Genomic DNA, 18,327 nt, shown 5'->3' with positions numbered 1-18,327 from the left:
TTCATATTTCTGCTATAATATATAACGCTTTATAATATTTTATACTTAAGGAGAACAACTCATGAAGCGAAAAAAGAGCCATTTAATGGTAATGGCACTTGTTACATCTTTATTATTAACAGCTTGTAATAATAAAGCGAATAAAAGTGATACAGAGGTTAAAAAACAAGTGTTAAATGTAACAGTATCAGAAGAAATTCCTTCTCTGGACACTGCGAAAACGATGGATGGTACATCAGCACACGTTATGCAAAACATATTTGAAGGGTTATATGTATTAAATGATCAAGATCAGCCTACTCCAGCAGTAGCAAAATCGTTTAAAAGAAGTGAAGATGGTAAGAAATATACATTTAACTTGCGTAAAGATGCAAAATGGTCAAATGGAGATAATGTAACAGCAAATGATTTTATATTTGCATGGAAACGTGCAATTAACCCTGAAACGGCATCTCAATATGCATACATGCTCTTTTATGTGAAAAATGCGAAAGAGATTAATAAGGGAACAATGCCTCTTGATGCACTTGGGGTTAAAGCAATAAATAATTATACGTTAGAAGTTGAACTGGAACAGCCAGTTCCGTATTTTTTACAGTTGTTAGCACTACCTATATACTTACCACAGCATGAATCATTTTTGAAAGAACAAGGAAACAATTATGCATTGGAACCTAGTAATCTCATATATAACGGGCCATTTGTATTAGAAAAATGGAAGCATGAACAAGAGTTTCAATTAAAGAAGAATGCTGCATATTGGGATCGAAAGAAAGTGAAATTAGACGAAATAAACTTTCATATCGTAAAGGATACAATGACAGCTGTAAATTTATATGAAGCCGGAGATTTGGATCGAGTACCTATTAATTCGCAAATTGTAGACAAGTATAGAGGGAATAAGGAATTACATATGTCGAGTGATCCTGGAATTGCCATGCTTCGTTTTAATGAAAAAAATACCGCGTTAGCAAATAAAAAGGTGCGTCAATCTATTTCATTAGCGTTAAATAAAGATGATTTCGTTGCTCACTTTATTAATAACGGAGCAAAGCCTGCAAGTGGGCTTGTACCAGTTGGTCATGTAAATGAAGTGACCGGTAAAGATTTTAGAAAAGAAAACGGAGATCTTTCTTCATATGATTTGCAAAATGCGCAAAAGATTTGGAAAGAAGCAAAAAAAGAGCTTGAAGTAGAGCAAGTAAACCTCGAGTTTTTAACGTTTGAACAAGATAATGCAAAACGGATGGCAGAATATATAAAAGGTGATTTAGAAAAGAATTTGCAAGGACTCACGATACAAATTAAACAACAGCCATTTAAGCAAAAATTACAGTTAGAACAAGCAGGTGATTACGATATAACTATGGCAAATTGGGGACCTGACTATAAAGACCCAATTAGTTATTTAGAGTTATTTACGACAGGGAATCCGAATAATAAAATGAATTATTCTAATGTTCATTACGATGAATTAATAAAGAAAGCGAAAACGGATTTTGTACTAGATACGGAAAACCGATGGGAAGCGTTGCGAGAAGCCGAGCAGGTATTATTAGAAGATGCTGCGGTAGCGCCGCTTTATCATATTGGCTCAGCATATGTACAAAAGGATTATGTAAAAGGAATTGAAAAGCATCAATTTGGTGGTATTTATACTTATAAGAATGCTTATATTGCTAATGAATAAATACAAAAAACCTTACTTTTTAAAAGTAAGGTTTTTTACACATGAATTCTATTAAACCGATTTCAATAAAGCGTAAAAATTCGTATCATATGGGACATCATCTTGATACATATAATTTTTTAGAACGCCTTCTTTTTCAAAGCCTAATTTTAATAGTACTTTATTGGAAGCTTCATTTTCAAGAAATACAATTGCTCCAATCCGCTTTAAATGAATCGTATGGAAACCGTATGATATAACCTCAGAAACAGCTTCAGTCGCATATCCTTTTCCCCAGTGTTCAGGCAAAAAGGCATAACTTATATTGGCTCGTTTATGCTCAGAAGACCAATCGTGAAAACCAATGGTACCAATGAGTTCTTTCGTGTCTTTTAATTCGATTCCCCATTTTATACCGCTTCTTGCATTGTAACTCAACTTAAAATTATGAATGATTTGCTTCACTTGATCAATATCTTGTAACGGTTTTTGGCCATAATAGCGCAGTACATTAGTATTAGAAAAGCATTGTAGTATACGCGGTGCATCTTCTTCGGTAAGTTCTCTTAAAATGAGTCGGTCTGTTTTCAATATAGGAAACATGCTTTCACTCCATTTCTTTTGAAACTAGAATGTGTTGTTATTATATAATCTAGTCTGAAAATAAAGATTATTCAAGAGGGGAGTATGGTTTTAATTTATGATAAAATTGATTGTGGAATATATTTCAAAAAGAGGTTTGTATATGGAGAAAAATTCAATTTTAATTGTAGATGATGATCAAGATATTGTTCAATTTATAAAAGTGAATCTAATGCAAGAAGGTTTTAAAGTTTTTAGTGCTCATAACGGAGAAGAGGCTTTAGAAATAATAAATAATAACAGTATTCAACTTGCTATTTTGGATATTATGATGCCACAAATGGATGGGATAGAATTGTGTAGAAGGATTAGAGAGAAACATAGTTTACCAATTATGTTTTTAAGCGCGAAATCATCGGATGTCGATAAGGTAATTGGATTTAGTACTGGGGCAGATGATTATATTGTGAAGCCGTTCAGTACAATTGAATTTATCGCAAGAGTGAAAGCTCAATTAAGAAGGTATACATATTTCAACCAAAATGCTGTCCAAGTAATGGAAAAGAAAATAAATATTAGAGGTTTAGAAATAGATGAAGCGTCGAGAACTGTAATGTTATATGGAGAAACAATGAATCTTACGAAAACTGAATATGATATTTTACACTTAATGGCAGCCGCAAGGAATCGTGTGTTTACAATTGAAGAAATATATGAGAGCGTTTGGAACGAAAGAGCCTATGAAAGTAATAATACAGTAATGGTTCATATTGCAAGATTGAGAAATAAAATTGAAGAGAATCCAAAAGAACCGAAGTTTATACAAAATGTTTGGGGAGTCGGATATAAAATTGAAGATTAGATCTTTACAGGGTATTAGGGCGAAATTTTTTTTAGCTTTCATATGTAGCATCTTGTTAGCGACTGTAAGTATAATAGTGCTTCAAATTTTAGTTGGAAATATATATAGTCATGTTAATGCGTTAGAGGAAAAATATTCATTTTTATACTTTATAGTTTTTTTGATTTTTACTACGACATACTTTGCATGTATGACAAAAACAATGATGAAAAGATTGTCTGAAATTAATAAGAACGTGAAGGAAATAAGTAATGGTAATTTTGAAGTACATATACCTATTTCAAAAAATGACGAGATTGGTGAATTAGCGACGAATGTAAATAGAATGGCCAAAAGTTTAAAAGAGTCTATCGAGAATGAAAAAAAATCACAGGAAATGAAAAATGAAATGATTAGTAATATTTCTCATGATTTACGAACGCCAGTAACATCTTTAATCGGTTATGCGGACCTGTTAGGAAATAAACTCCATTCGAATGGAGAAGAATGTGAACAGTATGTAAGTATATTAAAGCGAAAAAGTTATGAATTAAAACATCAAGTAGATGATTTATTAGAATACTGTCAAATAAATTATAGAGAGATTGAATTACATAAAGATGAAGTAGATATGAAAGCATTAATTGAACAAATCATGATTGGCTTTGTACCACAATTAGATGATGCTAATATGAGCTTTTATATTAAAAGTGATGAAGTGCTGTATGTAGAAGTTGATGTGGCACTTATAGTGAGACTATTTGAAAATATAATAGGTAATAGTATTATGTATGGAAAAGATGGAAAGGAAATTATAATTGGAATTTCCAATAAAACAATGAATGTTGAAGTAGAAATTAAAAATTTTGGACAATGTATTCCGGAAGAGGACCTTCCTTACGTTTTTGAGAAATTTTATCGTAGTGAAAAATCACGTAGTTCTTATACTGGTGGGAAAGGAATGGGGCTTGCAATTTCAAAAAGTATAGCCGAGCTCCATCAAGGGGATCTAACTGTACGTAGTAACGATAAAGAAACAGTTTTCACTGTGAAATTACCGCAGTATAAAAAAGTAAGAAAGTCGTAAGTATTTCTTTTATATGTCGTAATTTTTACTTTGTATCATTGAGAAAAAGGATATGAGAGTAGGGATGCGACATGTGGAAGAAATTTTTATTAGTGATTATAGTTTCTTTTTTAATTATAAGTTGGATCTTAGTTTATGTAGCTAATGGTGTTACATCAGTTTTTGTTTGGTGGAGTATTCAGGCTTTTAGTTTTATTTCAGTTTTCCTCTTGGTAGGATCAGTAATAATATTTTTTTGGAAAGGCATTTTTAGAAAGCGGATAGATAGAACGCTATTTTTAATCATTCTGTTTTCTATCATTGGAGCTTGGCCTGTCGGTTGGTTTGCTAATATAGGTAGAATTGCTTACCCAGCAGATATACAATCTATGAGTCCTAAAGCAGTAGTTCGTGTTCCTTTGAATGAACGAGCATTAATAGGCTGGGGCGGTGATCAGTTAGAAACGAACTATCATGTTATAAAGCCAAATGAAAGGTGGGCATATGATATCCTCATTCCACCTGCTGAAGTGAAAAGTAGTAAGTTAGAGGATTACGGAATATATGGAGCGAAAGTAATGGCACCAGCTTCTGGGACGGTTGTATCAATCAATAATGATGAAAAAGATTTAATTCCCGGATTGGATGATTTTCAGTCAATGGCAGGGAATTACATATATTTACGGATAGATGAAACAGAGACATTTTTGATTCTTGCCCACTTAAAGAAAGGGTCCATTAAAGTTAGAGAAGGACAACGTGTAAATGAAGGAGAATTTCTTGCTCAAGTCGGTAACTCAGGAAGTTCAAGTGAGCCACATTTACATATCCATCATCAAAGGCAAAATCCGTCTAAGGTAAGTATGTTTTTTGCGGAAGGATTGCCACTTTACTTTCGAACTGAAAATGGTGTCATGATGCCGGAAAGAGGGACATACATAAGTGGTAACTAGAAGAAAATCATTTCATCCAAAAAGGGTATTCCAAATTAAAATTGGAATACCCTTTTTCATTATCCTACAAATGTTTGATACAGTAAGAAGATATTTAAAATGATAACGAGTGCTGCAATTATCCAAGCGATAAATGTTGTTATACGGTGGTTAACGAGTGCACCCATAATCTTTTTGTTACTTGTAAACATAATAAGTGGTACTAGCGCAAATGCAATACCGAATGATAAGACGACTTGGCTCATGACTAGAGCGTAAGTTGGATTTACACCTAAAGCGATAATAACTAATGGTGGAATCATTGTAATAAATCGGCGTAAGTATAACGGAATATGCATGCGAATGAAACCTTGCATAATAATATCACCCGACATTGTACCGACAGAAGAGCTAGATAGTCCTGCTGATAAAAGTCCAATCCCAAATAATGCAGCCGATACAGGACCTACTAAATTGGTAAATTGAGTGTAAGCAACATCTAAATCTTCAACGTGCAAGCCGTTTTTAAAGAATAGTGCAGCAGCAACAATTAACATACTTGCATTAATTGCTCCAGCAATAACCATTGCAATAATAATATCGATAAATTCGAAACGAAAAATCTTTTTCTTTTGTTCGTCAGTTGTTCCGACCACGCGGCGTTGTGTTAATGCAGAATGCAAGTATATTGCATGTGGCATAACTGTTGCACCTAAAATCCCTGCTGCAAGTAATATACTGTCTACACCTTGGAATTTTGGAATAAATAGTCCTGAAAGAAGGGGACTTAATTCTGGTTTTGCATAAAAAACTTGAATCCCAAAAGCGATTACTACAATGAAAATCATTCCTGTAATAATAGCTTCTAGTGGACGAAATCCTCTACGTTGAAACTCAAGAATAATAAATGATCCGGCTGCAGTAATTAAAGCGGCAGGTAGCATCGGGATTCCAAATAGTAAGTAAAGCCCCAAAGCAGCTCCAATAAATTCCGCTAAATCTGTAGCCATAATAACTAGTTCACCTTGTATCCATAAGCCGATAGACACAGGCTTTGGAAAGTTTTCACGAGCTATTTCGGGTAAATTGTTTCCTGTAGCAATTCCTAATTTAGCTGATAAAGTTTGGATTAATACAGCCATTAAGTTAGAAGCGAGTATAACCCATAATAGTAAATATCCATATTGTGAACCAGCTGCGATATTTGTAGCAAAGTTGCCAGGATCAATATAAGCAACGGACGCGATAAAAGCGGGTCCTAAAAATGGTAACAGTCTTTTCCAGCCTTTTGTTTCTCCACTTAAAGCTAAGTGAGCTGATTGTACAGTTGTACTTTCAGAAGGGAGATGTTCATCTTTTGTTATATCTTTATTCATAGTAGTTTTCCCCTTTAAAATGTTAACTTGATGAAATTATTGTATTTATTCTTACTCATTATTTCAATACATTTAAATATATTATATGGTAATTTCATTTGAACACGAAAGTTTCCTTAATGCAAATTATATGCCTTTATGCAATGGATGGTGTGATAACGTAAAATGAATTGGGAGTTTATGGTGTGATGACGTGGGGAAACATAGTGAATTAAAGGGCTGTTTTTGAAATTTATGTGAACATAAAGCCGATAATACAGCATATTAATTGATGGAATTGCATTTGTATGATATATAATATATTGGGATTACAACATAACCATAGTGTTTTGGTGTGTAATCTTGTTTTTTATTTTTGTTAACTGATAGAAAATAGTATAAAGAAAAGAAAATGGGATTCATTTTCTTATTATATATGTTTTGATATGAACGTTAACTTATACATGATTTAAAAAATTAGATAGGTGGTAGAAATACATTGGCAACTACAAAACCATACAGAGTATTACTATATTACATGTACACAACAATTGAAAACCCAGAAGAATTCGCGGCAGAGCATTTAGCATTTTGTAATTCACTTGAATTAAAAGGAAGAATTCTTGTAGCAAAAGAAGGTATTAACGGAACTTGTTCTGGAACTGTAGAACAAACAGAGAAATACATGGAAGCAATGAACAATGATCCACGTTTCGATGGCATCGTATTTAAAATAGATGAAGCTGATGGTCATGCATTCAAGAAAATGCACGTGCGTCCTCGTCCAGAGTTAGTTACACTTCGTCTAGAAGATGACATTAACCCGCACGAAATAACTGGGAAGTATTTAGAGCCAAAAGATTTTTATGAAGCAATGAAACAAGAAGATACAGTTATCATTGATGCACGAAATGATTATGAATTTGATTTAGGTCACTTCAAAGGTGCGATTAAACCTGATATCGAATCCTTCCGTGAATTACCAGATTGGATTCGTGAAAACAAAGAAGTACTTGAAGGTAAAAAGATTTTAACTTATTGTACAGGCGGAATTCGTTGTGAGAAGTTTTCTGGTTGGTTAGTTCGTGAAGGCTATGAAGATGTAAGTCAGCTTCACGGCGGAATTGTAACGTACGGAAAAGACCCAGAAGTACAAGGTGAGCTTTGGGATGGACAATGTTACGTGTTCGATGAGCGTATCGCTGTACCAGTAAACCAAAAAGAACATGTTATCGTTGGTAAAGACCACTTTACAGGTGAACCTTGTGAGCGCTATGTAAACTGTTCAAATCCAGAATGTAATAAGAAAATTTTATGTTCTGAAGAAAACGAAGCGAAATATTTACGTGCATGTTCTCATGAATGTCGTGTAAGTCCACGTAACCGCTACGTAATACAACATGAATTAACGGAAGAGCAAGTAGCTACTGCATTAGAGCAAATCGAAGCAGGGAAATAAATTGAATTCGTATAATAAAAAGGGGTACTCCAAGTTTTATTTTGGAGCACCCTTTTTTTATTATACGGTTCTGTCATTTGTCGGTTTTTGTCGGTAAGTCGATATATCTTGAAAATCGCTGATATATTTTGAGTTGCGCTGATATATCTTAAAAATCGCTGATATATTTCGAGTTGCGCCGATATAATCGGAAAATCGCTGATAAAAATTTCACTTACTGCAGCGCACCAAGAATTTGAAAATAACTTTCTTTAATTTTTATCTTCTTTCTCTTTAACGGCAGAAAGTACAGTTTGTTTTACCCAAGCTTTTCTTCGTTTATGCTGTACACCCCATTGGTATAAACTTTGGGCTCCTAAAATAAGTGAAATGACAATGCCGCTAATCGCGATTAATAGAGCGAAAAATTCAAGAGGTGACGATATTTTGTTTGAATCGGTGTTTCTTAAAAGGTCAATCATAGTAAACCCTAACATTTGGCCCACTACAGAGTAGAGCGTTAAAATTAATAATAAGAGGCTATCTTTTTTAGAGGCGACATTTTCTTGATATTTAAACAAACTATCAAGATTTTGTTTCGCGTTCGAGTATAGAACCTCAATATTAAAAAGTTTTCTTAAGCGGAAGAAAATATCTTCACTTTGTGATTGGGATACTAATTCTAAAGAAAAATAATTAGCAGTGAACGAATTGATCGAATAAATTAATTTCTCTATTTCATTAGTATCTTGTTCAATGTTTAGCTCAGCATAGGCGTTTGCCATTTTTAATAAAACAATTTTATGGAATAGGTTTAATAATAAAGCGTAATAAAATTCCCCGTACATTTGACTAGCAAGTTTAGCGATTTCGCGTTCTCCTTCATTTGTTACACATGTAAAAATATGTTCTTCCATTATGAAATAACGATTTGGAGCCCATCTCTGGTAAGCGTGTTTTTTTAAATAGTCATGAATGTAAGGAAGGTTATTTGCACTCACATATGGCTTACCATCACTTGTTAATCCGGAAAGACTAGAAGTACGATAAACATCCACTTCATTAAGTTCCATACCTTCTTTTAGTGACAATAAAGTTTGGACGTACATTCTTTGGTCTTCGAAGAAAGGGAAGGTTTGAAAGTATGAACTTCTTAATCTCTTCTTTTCAAAGAAATCAGTTACGCCATGAAATAAATAACCAAAAATGAATTTTTCAACTTGGGAATACTTTTTTCCGTTACATTCAATACAAATAGTCTCATTTGTATCATTTTTAGTTTCAAGTACACGGAAGCGAGCAGCGAATTCGATTGCTTCAGATAAAGTCATGTTTGGAGCAGTGTTTACTTCTGTTCGAATTGTTAAGAAGCCAAGTTCATAAGGACAAAGTGTTACATCAATAGAGTGTATCTTGAATGGGATTGAAATAAGGTTTGTTGTTAAATATCCAGTTAAGTTAAGGTCCTTTGAATAACGTTGCAAGCCCTTTTGATGCTCTGAGTGAGGAAAGAGAATTTTATTTGTAAATGAAAGATAGTATGCTTCCATATTTTGATGTGAAACTTTAAACTCCCCATAATATGTATTTTCATCATAGAGATGATCAAGCCGAAAAGGACGGAAATCGTTTTTTTGTAAGAAAGGGAACATATTTTGTTCATATCCAGCTTTAAAAGAAAACGGGAATATAAATTGAAATATAGCTGTTGCTACATCTTTTTCCTCAATTGCTTGTATTGCCTCCATCTACATTGTTTCCTTTCCATATATGCTATAGAAACAACATGCCCAAATTTATTTGAAAATAACCACTGTTTTATACTCGATTGAGAGTGAAAATTCAGCTTATTTAGCAGAGGACATGTATAATGTTATGTATACTAAAAGTTATAAAATTGTATTTTGAAAAGGGGGATGCTGTATGCGGATTTTAGTATTAGGCGCTGGTGGAGTCGGAGGATTTTTTGGTGGCAGATTAGTCGAAAAGGGAGAAGATGTTACATTTCTTGTTCGTAGTAAACGGAAAAAACAATTAGAGGAAAGAGGACTTGTAATCCGAAGTGTTAACGGGGATTTTTCCTTTCAACCGAAATTAATAACGAAGGAAGAGAGAACTTCTCCATTTGATGTCATTTTATTTTCAACAAAAGCGTATCACTTAAACGAGGCAATTCAAGATTTGAAGCCGTTTGTTGGCGAAGGTACTGTAATCATTCCATTGTTAAATGGTATCGCTCATTTATCACTATTACAAAAAGAATTCGGCGAAGAAAAAGTACTTGGCGGTTTATGCTTTATCGAGACGACGTTAAACGATCAAGGAGAAATTGTACAAACTAGCGCTGCCAACAGACTTGTGTTTGGAGAAATTAAGTCTCAAAATTCAGAGAGAGTAAAGCATATTTCTAAAGCATTTGCAGGTACGAAATCTAGTTTTGTTTTAAGTGAAAATATTACGCAAGATATGTGGCATAAATATTTATTTATTACTGTAATGTCCGGTGTGACAACGTTAATGCGTGCACCAATTGGACCAATTCGTGAAAGTGAAGGCGGCCGTGATTTTATCCGTAATGTATTTGAGGAATCTGTACAAATTATGAAAGTATTAGGAGCTCCAATAAAAGTTAATATTGCCCAGGAACATATGAAAACAATTGATAAAATTTCGTATGATATGAAGTCATCGATGCAACGTGATATGGAGAAGGGTTCGTTTATTGAAGGGAAGCACTTGCAAGGATATTTACTGGATGTAGCAGAGCAATTTTCTATAGCGGCACCATTATTAGGCACTATATATCAAAATTTAAAGGTGTATGAAGAGATGACCTTTAACAGATAATAGAATTAGATGTATGAAAAAATAAAAAAGATAGCAATATATAAGTGTATTGCTATCTTTTTTATTTTTTTGTATGACAAATTATTTATTTCTTTTCGTTCTATCTGTCAAATTTATTTCCTGTTCACGTTTACCATATAACTGATTAATTTCATTTGCTACTGCATCTAAATATGAATCAGAAAAAATAGGCTTCTTTTCTTTAGACATAGGGGTCTCCTTTGCGGATTTTTTAGTATTCATTATGTATATTTCTCAGTGGATTATGCACAATCATTTTAATTTTTTTCTTATTAAAAATTTTTGTTTACTTTTTGAAAATAAAGGAGTATTATAATCCACAGTTTCAATTTTCTAAATCGCTGAAACCGCATGGTACGGGGGACCCGTTTTTACGGATTAGTACATAATCCGATGGGGTGAATCCTTAAAAAAGGTAGGGCTACTCATAGGCCCGAATCCGACAGCTAACCTCGTAAGCGTTATATTGAGAAGGAAGGTGGAGCTTGTGCGACAAAAAAAATAATGTCTACAAGTCTATTTCGCTATGGCTTGTAGACATTTTTTGTTTTCTGAGTAAATAGTTTACTGGCTGCAACAAGCAGAAAAGTTCGTACAAAATTATTGGAGAGTGGACAGCATTGGTTTCATCTATTAAAAGATTTTTAATTGGAAGACCGTTAAAATCAACGGAGCTTGGAGAACAAAAGCTTAATAAAACGAAAGCTTTAGCTATTTTATCTTCTGACGCATTGTCATCAGTTGCTTACGGTCCAGAGCAAATTTTAATTGCTTTAGCAGGTGTTGGAGCGATCGCTTATTGGTATTCCATTCCGATCGCTGTTGGGGTATTAGTATTATTGACAGCCCTTATTTTATCTTATCGTCAAATTATTTTTGCTTATCCGCATGGCGGGGGAGCGTATGTTGTATCAAAAGAAAATTTAGGGATGAATCCAGGCTTAATTGCTGGAGGATCTTTATTAGTTGACTATATTTTAACTGTTGCGGTAAGTGTGTCCGCTGGTACAGATGCAATTACGTCTGCGTTTCCTAGCTTACATGCACACAACGTAATTATTGCGGTTATATTTGTTATATTAATTACGATATTAAATTTAAGGGGAGTAACTGAATCAGCTTCCGTTTTAGCATATCCTGTTTATTTATTCGTTTTAGCACTATTTATATTAATTGGTGTGGGCATATATAATATTTTAACTGGTCATGTTTCACCCACTTTACATGCGCCAATTGGTACACCAGTTGCAGGGATTAGTTTATTTTTATTACTAAGAGCATTTGCATCAGGTAGTTCTGCTTTAACAGGTGTTGAAGCAATTTCAAATGCAATTCCGAACTTTAAAGATCCTGCGCCAAACAATGCTGCAAAAACATTGCTTGCAATGGGTGCATTACTTGCTGTGTTATTTTCAGGAATTGTATTTTTAGCTTATTATTACGGAGTGACTCCGAGTAAAGAAGTAACAGTTGTTTCTCAAATTGCTGAACAAACATTTGGACGTAATTTCATGTACTATTTCATACAAGGTACAACAGCTTTAATATTAATTCTTGCTGCTAATACAGGTTATTCTGCATTTCCTTTATTAGCGGTTAACCTTGCAAAAGATAAATTCATACCGAGAATGTTTACGATTAGAGGAGACCGCCTAGGTTACTCAAACGGTATTATTATACTTGGAGTTGCTTCGATTATTTTAATTGTAGCTTTCCAAGGGCAAACAGAACATTTAATTCCACTATATGCAGTAGGTGTATTTATTCCATTTACACTTTCTCAAACAGGGATGGTATTAAAATGGCTTCGCGAAAAGCCTGAAGGATGGGCTTTAAGATTAACGGTTAATTTAATTGGTGCAGTTATTAGTTTTATCGTAATGAGCATGTTCTTTTTAACTAAATTTGCACAAGTTTGGTCGATTCTTATTTTCTTACCAGTTATTATCTTCTTATTCCATCGAATTAAGAAGCATTATGATGCAGTGGGTGATCAATTAAGTTTAAAAACTTGCGAGCCTCTTATTCCAATTGAGGGGAATGTAATTGTCGTTCCTGTAGCAGGTATGACGCATGTAGTAGAAAATTCATTGAACTATGCGAAATCGCTTTCGGCAGATCAAGTTATCGCAGTATATGTTGCTTTTGACAGAGAAGAGGAAAAGAAATTTGAGGAGAAATGGAAGAAGTGGCAACCTGAAGTAAGGCTTGTTACATTACATTCTCATTATAGAAGTATTATTCAGCCGCTAACGAAGTTTATCGATACAGTGCAATATAAGGCAAGTGAATCGAATTACCGTGTTACGGTCGTTATACCACAGTTCATTCCGAAAAAAGGTTGGCATAACATTCTTCATAATCAATCCAGTTTACTTATACGTGCGTATTTACTTTATAAAAGAAATGTTGTTATTACGACAGTTCCATATCATTTGAAAAAATAAGAAAATTTTTTAAGGATAGCTTCGCGAAAATGAAGCTATCCTTTTTGTGTATATGCTATGCATAATTGCATATGGGGTTAAAAATTATACTAATATAACTTCATTGGTTATTTGAAAGTAGTGTTTTCTGTTGTGATATGTAGATATTTCAATCGATAAAGTGAATCGGATTATATTTTGAAATAAGGACATGAAAGCTTGAAAATAAAGGGAATGAAAATACTTCTTTACGATATATAAACAGCTGTGTTTAAATGACCTTACAGTACAAAACTTATATGAAAACAAAATGAAATTTCATATTTACGTATGTTGTTTAGTTTAAAATGAATAATATTTTTATGTAATATATTCACTGTGTGAATGTGGGAATTTCGATGAAATAGAAAATTTATACAATATTATTCATACTAAACACATATGAAAAATATTGAAATGTTTTGTGACGATAAGTAAGTACTGTAGCAATACGAGAGAGGTGGTTCATACATAGATCACGTTGAGAACGTTCTCTATTTTAACCATCTCAAATTATGGGCAAGAAAATAGAATAATAAAATGCGATAGTAATAGTTGCTAATACATAGGAGGAGTTAAAGTGAAAAAGACTTTAATTACAGGGTTATTGGTTACAGCGGTATCTACGAGTTGCTTCATTCCTGTAAGCGCTTACGCTAAGGAGGGGCAAACGGAAGTGAAAACAGTATATGCGCAAAATGTAATTGCTCCAAATACATTATCCAATTCAATTAGAATGTTAGGATCACAATCACCGCTTATTCAAGCATACGGATTAATTATTTTGCAACAGCCAGACATTAAGGTAAATGCGATGAGTAGCTTAACGAATCATCAAAAGTTTGCAAAGGCGAATGTACGAGAGTGGATTGATGAATATAATCCGAAGCTAATTGACTTAAATCAAGAGATGATGAGATACAGCACTAGATTCAATAGTTATTATAGTAAGCTCTATGAACTAGCAGGAAATGTAAATGAAGATCAGCAAGCAAAAACAGATTTTATGAGTGCATATGGAAAATTACAATTGCAAGTACAGAGCATCCAAGAGAGTATGGAGCAAGATTTATTAGAGTTAAATCGATTTAAAACAGTATTAGACAAAGATAGTAACAACTTATCAATTAAAGCCGATGAAGCAATAAAAACACTGCAAGGATCAAGTGGAGATATTGTGAAATTAAGAGAAGATATTAAAAGAATTCAAGGGGAAATTCAAGCTGAACTAACTACTATTTTGAATAGACCTCAAGAAATCATTAAAGGTTCTATTAATATCGGTAAACAAGTATTTACAATCACAAATCAAACTGCACAAACGAAAACAATCGATTTTGTTTCTATCGGTACTTTAAGTAATGAAATTGTAAATGCTGCAGATAGTCAAACGAGAGAAGCAGCTTTTCGCATTCAGCAAAAGCAAAAAGAGTTATTGCCACTTATTCAAAAGTTATCACAAACTGAAGCAGAGGCGACTCAAATTACATTCGTTGAAGATCAAGTAAATAGCTTTACAGAATTAATTGATCGTCAAATTACAACTTTAGAAACGTTATTAACGGATTGGAAAGTTTTAAATAATAATATGATTCAAATTCAAACAAATGTTGAAGAAGGCACGTATACAGACAGTAGTTTACTTCAAAAACATTTTAATCAAATTAAAAAAGTAAGTGATGAAATGAATAAGCAAACAAATCAATTTGAAGATTACGTTACAAACGTTGAAGTACATTAAATAGAAAAATAATTAGCGATATAGGGAGAGAAGAAAAATGACAAAAAAACCATATAAAGTAATGGCTCTATCAGCACTTATGGCAGTATTTGCAGCAGGAAATATTATGCCGGCTCATACGTATGCAGCTGAAAGTACAGTGAAACAAGCTCCAGTTCATGCGGTAGCAAAAGCTTATAATGACTATGAAGAATATTCATTAGGACCAGAAGGCTTGAAAGATGCAATGGAAAGAACAGGTTCAAATGCTTTAGTAATGGATCTGTATGCTTTAACAATTATTAAACAAGGTAATGTTAACTTTGGAAATGTATCGACTGTTGATGCAGCTTTAAAAGGAAAAGTGATTCAGCACCAAGATACAGCTAGAGGAAATGCGAAGCAATGGTTAGATGTATTAAAGCCACAGCTTATTTCAACGAATCAAAACATCATTAACTACAATACTAAATTCCAAAACTATTATGATACTTTAGTTGCTGCGGTAGATGCAAAAGATAAAGCGACTCTTACGAAAGGCCTAACTAGATTATCAAGTAGTATTAATGAAAATAAAGCGCAAGTGGATCAGTTAGTAGAAGACTTGAAAAAATTCCGAAATAAAATGACGTCGGATACGCAAAACTTCAAGGGTGATGCAAATCAAATTACATCTATATTAGCTAGTCAAGATGCAGGAATTCCGCTTCTACAAAATCAAATTACAACGTACAATGAGGCAATTAGTAAATATAATGCAATTATTATCGGTTCATCTGTTGCGACAGCTCTAGGACCAATTGCAATTATTGGTGGTGCAGTAGTTATTGCTACGGGCGCAGGAACACCGCTAGGAGTCGCATTAATTGCAGGTGGTGCAGCAGCTGTAGGCGGTGGTACAGCTGGTATCGTATTAGCGAAGAAAGAACTTGACAATGCACAAGCTGAAATTCAAAAAATAACTGGACAAATTACAACTGCTCAATTAGAAGTAGCTGGGTTAACGAACATTAAAACACAAACTGAGTATTTAACAAATACGATTGATACTGCAATTACAGCGTTGCAAAACATTTCAAACCAATGGTATACAATGGGATCGAAATACAATTCTTTACTTCAAAATGTGGATTCAATTAGTCCAAACGATCTTGTTTTCATTAAAGAAGATTTAAACATTGCGAAAGATAGCTGGAAAAACATTAAAGACTATGCAGAAAAGATTTATGCTGAAGATATTAAAGTAGTAGACACGAAAAAAGCATAATTGAATACGAATCGTTAGAGCGTTAAGTGTTGATGAATGATTTGAAGCTCCTGTTCAGTTGTGAGCAGGAGCTTTTGATATCCTTATAAAGAGAATAGGTGAAAAATATGCAGAAACGATTTTATAAAAAATGTCTTTTAGCGGTAATGATTGCTGGGGTGGCAACGAGTAACGCATTTCCTTTACATCCTTTTGCAGCAGAACAAAATGTAAAGGTGCTACAAGAAAATGTGAAAAACTATTCTCTTGGACCAGCAGGATTCCAAGATGTAATGGCACAAACGACATCAAGTATATTTGCAATGGATTCATATGCAAAATTAATTCAAAATCAACAAGAGACGGATTTAAGTAAAATAAGTTCGATTAATAGTGAATTTAAAGGGAATATGATTCAGCATCAAAGAGATGCAAAAATTAATGCAGCATATTGGTTAAATAATATGAAGCCTCAAATTATGAAAACAGATCAAAATATTATAAATTACAATAATACTTTTCAATCGTATTATAATGACATGTTAATAGCGATTGATCAAAAGGATAGTGGAAAATTAAAAGCGGATTTAGAAAAATTGTATGCGGATATTGTAAAGAATCAAAATGAGGTAGATGGATTATTAGGAAATTTGAAAGCTTTTCGCGATAGAATGGCGAAAGATACAAATAGTTTCAAAGAGGATACAAATCAGTTAACAGCGATATTGGCAAGTACGAATGCTGGTATTCCAGCTCTAGAGCAACAAATAAATACATATAACGATTCGATTAAAAAGAGTAATGATATGGTCATTGCTGGTGGCGTACTTTGCGTAGCTCTAATAACATGTCTTGCTGGCGGGCCGATGATTGCGGTTGCGAAAAAAGATATCGCAAATGCAGAAAGAGAAATCGCCAATTTAAAAGATAGAATTTCAGGAGCACAAGCAGAAGTCGTAATTTTGACTGATGTAAAAAATAAAACAACAAACATGACAGAAACAATTGATGCAGCAATTACAGCACTACAAAACATATCAAATCAATGGTATACAGTAGGTGCAAAGTATAATAATTTATTACAAAACGTAAAAGGAATTAGTCCGGAAGAGTTTACGTTTATAAAAGAAGATTTACATACAGCGAAAGATAGCTGGAAAGATGTAAAGGATTATACAGAAAAATTACATGAAGGTGTGGCAAAGTAAACAGTGGACTAGTTCTGCTGTTTATTTTTCATCCTGTTTTTTGTGAGAGTTGAGCTTGCAATTATATATAAGTTTGTCATGTGTTTTATCAATGTGGCTATTGGGTAATAGTTAATCAAATTGATACGAATAACCTAAATAAATTTCTGATCAAGTCTTTTATATGTAATGTTTTAATGAAAAAAGCTATACTGTAAGCAAAACTAAAAATTGGAGAGGAAATACTACAACATGGAAAATTATCTATTATTTATCCTTACAGCAATGTTAATCATAATCATGCCTGGTCCTGGTTTTGCACTAGTTACAAAAAATACTATCTCGCATGGTAAAAATGGCGGGATAAAGACTGTTTTAGGAACGATATCTGGAATGATGATTCATACAATAATGGCTACGTTAGGACTTTCTGCTATCTTAATGAAATTTGCTATGTTATTTACATTTATAAAATATGCTGGGGCTGTTTATTTAATTTATTTAGCTGTAAAGTCAATTAAAAGTGCCTTACATAAAAAAGAAGATATGTCAGGTTCAGCAGAAATAGACTCTAAGGATATTGGGGCAATTAAAAGCTTTAGACAAGGATTTACTACGGCAATTTTAAATCCAAAAACCGCTGTATTTTTCCTTAGTTTTTTACCCCAATTTATTGTGAGTAATCAAAATCATTTCCTCCAATTTCTTTTATTAGGAGTCACATTTACGACTTTGACAGCAATATGGTATTTACTTTACATCTCACTCATACGTCAATTAAGAACTTTTTTAAGAAAAGAAAGAGTGAACCGTACAATAGAGGGTATTACAGGCGCCGTATTATTAGTATTTGGAGTTAGATTGTTTTTCCAAAAATAAATATGTAGATAAAACGAGAAATAAAAAAGTTGATTATTTCTCGTTTTATTCTTTAAAATCTGCAACAGAATCAGGATTT

General features: G+C 33.3%; 15 protein-coding genes and 1 riboswitch. Of the genes, 11 read left to right on the top strand and 4 right to left on the bottom strand.

Translation table 11 applies throughout. The annotated features are described in order from the left end of the window. The first annotated feature begins 61 nt into the window (after window positions 1–61). Window positions 62–1,690 carry a peptide ABC transporter substrate-binding protein gene (locus AU379_RS14720; RefSeq protein ID WP_000823520.1) on the top strand — a complete coding sequence of 543 codons (1,629 nt, stop codon included), beginning with the start codon at window positions 62–64 and terminating at the stop codon, window positions 1,688–1,690. A 51-nt stretch (window positions 1,691–1,741) separates the two neighbouring features. Here the strand turns inward: AU379_RS14720 and AU379_RS14715 are convergent, their stop codons facing one another. Then, entirely contained in the window at window positions 1,742–2,272 is a 531-nt protein-coding gene (locus AU379_RS14715; RefSeq protein ID WP_000483972.1) for a GNAT family N-acetyltransferase, read from the bottom strand. A 142-nt stretch (window positions 2,273–2,414) separates the two neighbouring features. Here AU379_RS14715 and AU379_RS14710 point away from each other — a divergent pair, with 142 nt between their 5' ends. The 3 genes from AU379_RS14710 (at window position 2,415) to AU379_RS14700 (ending at window position 5,111) form a co-directional block, all read left to right on the top strand. Continuing rightward, on the top strand, window positions 2,415–3,113 hold the full coding sequence (locus AU379_RS14710) for a response regulator transcription factor (RefSeq protein ID WP_000414525.1): 699 nt from the start codon (window positions 2,415–2,417) through the stop codon (window positions 3,111–3,113). Beyond that, window positions 3,079–4,179, top strand: coding sequence for a HAMP domain-containing sensor histidine kinase (locus tag AU379_RS14705; protein ID WP_050552124.1), 1,101 nt, complete (start codon window positions 3,079–3,081; stop codon window positions 4,177–4,179). The genes AU379_RS14710 and AU379_RS14705 overlap by 35 nt, the downstream gene beginning before the upstream one ends. A 71-nt stretch (window positions 4,180–4,250) precedes the next feature. Continuing rightward, the gene (locus AU379_RS14700) at window positions 4,251–5,111 is read left to right on the top strand and encodes a M23 family metallopeptidase (RefSeq protein ID WP_000265535.1); all 861 of its coding nucleotides are present in this window, start codon (window positions 4,251–4,253) and stop codon (window positions 5,109–5,111) included. A 59-nt stretch (window positions 5,112–5,170) separates the two neighbouring features. On the opposite strand, the gene AU379_RS14695 is transcribed toward AU379_RS14700, so the two are convergent. After that, window positions 5,171–6,466 carry an Nramp family divalent metal transporter gene (locus tag AU379_RS14695; protein WP_001030677.1) on the bottom strand — a complete coding sequence of 432 codons (1,296 nt, stop codon included), beginning with the start codon at window positions 6,464–6,466 and terminating at the stop codon, window positions 5,171–5,173. A gap of 478 nt (window positions 6,467–6,944) precedes the next feature. Between AU379_RS14695 and AU379_RS14690 the strand changes: the two genes are divergently transcribed. After that, window positions 6,945–7,904, top strand: coding sequence for a rhodanese-related sulfurtransferase (locus tag AU379_RS14690; protein ID WP_000246215.1), 960 nt, complete (start codon window positions 6,945–6,947; stop codon window positions 7,902–7,904). 251 nt (window positions 7,905–8,155) lie between these two features. Here the strand turns inward: AU379_RS14690 and AU379_RS14685 are convergent, their stop codons facing one another. Continuing rightward, window positions 8,156–9,631 carry a hypothetical protein gene (locus AU379_RS14685; protein ID WP_061139441.1) on the bottom strand — a complete coding sequence of 492 codons (1,476 nt, stop codon included), beginning with the start codon at window positions 9,629–9,631 and terminating at the stop codon, window positions 8,156–8,158. Window positions 9,632–9,806: 175 nt separating this feature from the next. Here AU379_RS14685 and panE point away from each other — a divergent pair, with 175 nt between their 5' ends. Next, the gene (gene panE, locus AU379_RS14680; protein ID WP_061139440.1) at window positions 9,807–10,730 is read left to right on the top strand and encodes a 2-dehydropantoate 2-reductase; all 924 of its coding nucleotides are present in this window, start codon (window positions 9,807–9,809) and stop codon (window positions 10,728–10,730) included. 81 nt (window positions 10,731–10,811) lie between these two features. On the opposite strand, the gene AU379_RS31145 is transcribed toward panE, so the two are convergent. Next, on the bottom strand, window positions 10,812–10,940 hold the full coding sequence (locus AU379_RS31145; RefSeq protein WP_000031873.1) for a hypothetical protein: 129 nt from the start codon (window positions 10,938–10,940) through the stop codon (window positions 10,812–10,814). A gap of 140 nt (window positions 10,941–11,080) precedes the next feature. Beyond that, a riboswitch (cyclic di-AMP (ydaO/yuaA leader) is annotated at window positions 11,081–11,227 on the top strand. A 144-nt stretch (window positions 11,228–11,371) separates the two neighbouring features. Here AU379_RS31145 and AU379_RS14670 point away from each other — a divergent pair. From AU379_RS14670 to AU379_RS14650, 5 genes are all read left to right on the top strand, one after another. Beyond that, a complete protein-coding gene (locus tag AU379_RS14670; protein WP_000254887.1) occupies window positions 11,372–13,198 on the top strand; it encodes an APC family permease in 1,827 nt (608 codons plus the stop codon). Between the two features lie 598 nt (window positions 13,199–13,796). After that, a complete protein-coding gene (nheA, locus tag AU379_RS14665; protein WP_000751832.1) occupies window positions 13,797–14,957 on the top strand; it encodes a non-hemolytic enterotoxin NHE subunit A in 1,161 nt (386 codons plus the stop codon). Window positions 14,958–14,994: 37 nt separating this feature from the next. Further along, window positions 14,995–16,203, top strand: a complete 1,209-nt coding sequence (nheB, locus tag AU379_RS14660) for a non-hemolytic enterotoxin NHE subunit B (protein ID WP_000162975.1) — start codon at window positions 14,995–14,997, stop codon at window positions 16,201–16,203. 107 nt (window positions 16,204–16,310) lie between these two features. Continuing rightward, window positions 16,311–17,390, top strand: coding sequence for a non-hemolytic enterotoxin NHE subunit C (gene nheC, locus AU379_RS14655; RefSeq protein WP_001171982.1), 1,080 nt, complete (start codon window positions 16,311–16,313; stop codon window positions 17,388–17,390). Window positions 17,391–17,621: 231 nt separating this feature from the next. Beyond that, the gene (locus tag AU379_RS14650) at window positions 17,622–18,248 is read left to right on the top strand and encodes a LysE family translocator (protein WP_061139439.1); all 627 of its coding nucleotides are present in this window, start codon (window positions 17,622–17,624) and stop codon (window positions 18,246–18,248) included. Window positions 18,249–18,327: the final 79 nt, after the last annotated feature.

This window comes from Bacillus sp. JH7 (assembly GCF_001563515.1).
GTDB lineage: Bacteria > Bacillota > Bacilli > Bacillales > Bacillaceae_G > Bacillus_A > Bacillus_A cereus.
This window is presented reverse-complemented; position numbering and strand designations above follow the sequence as displayed.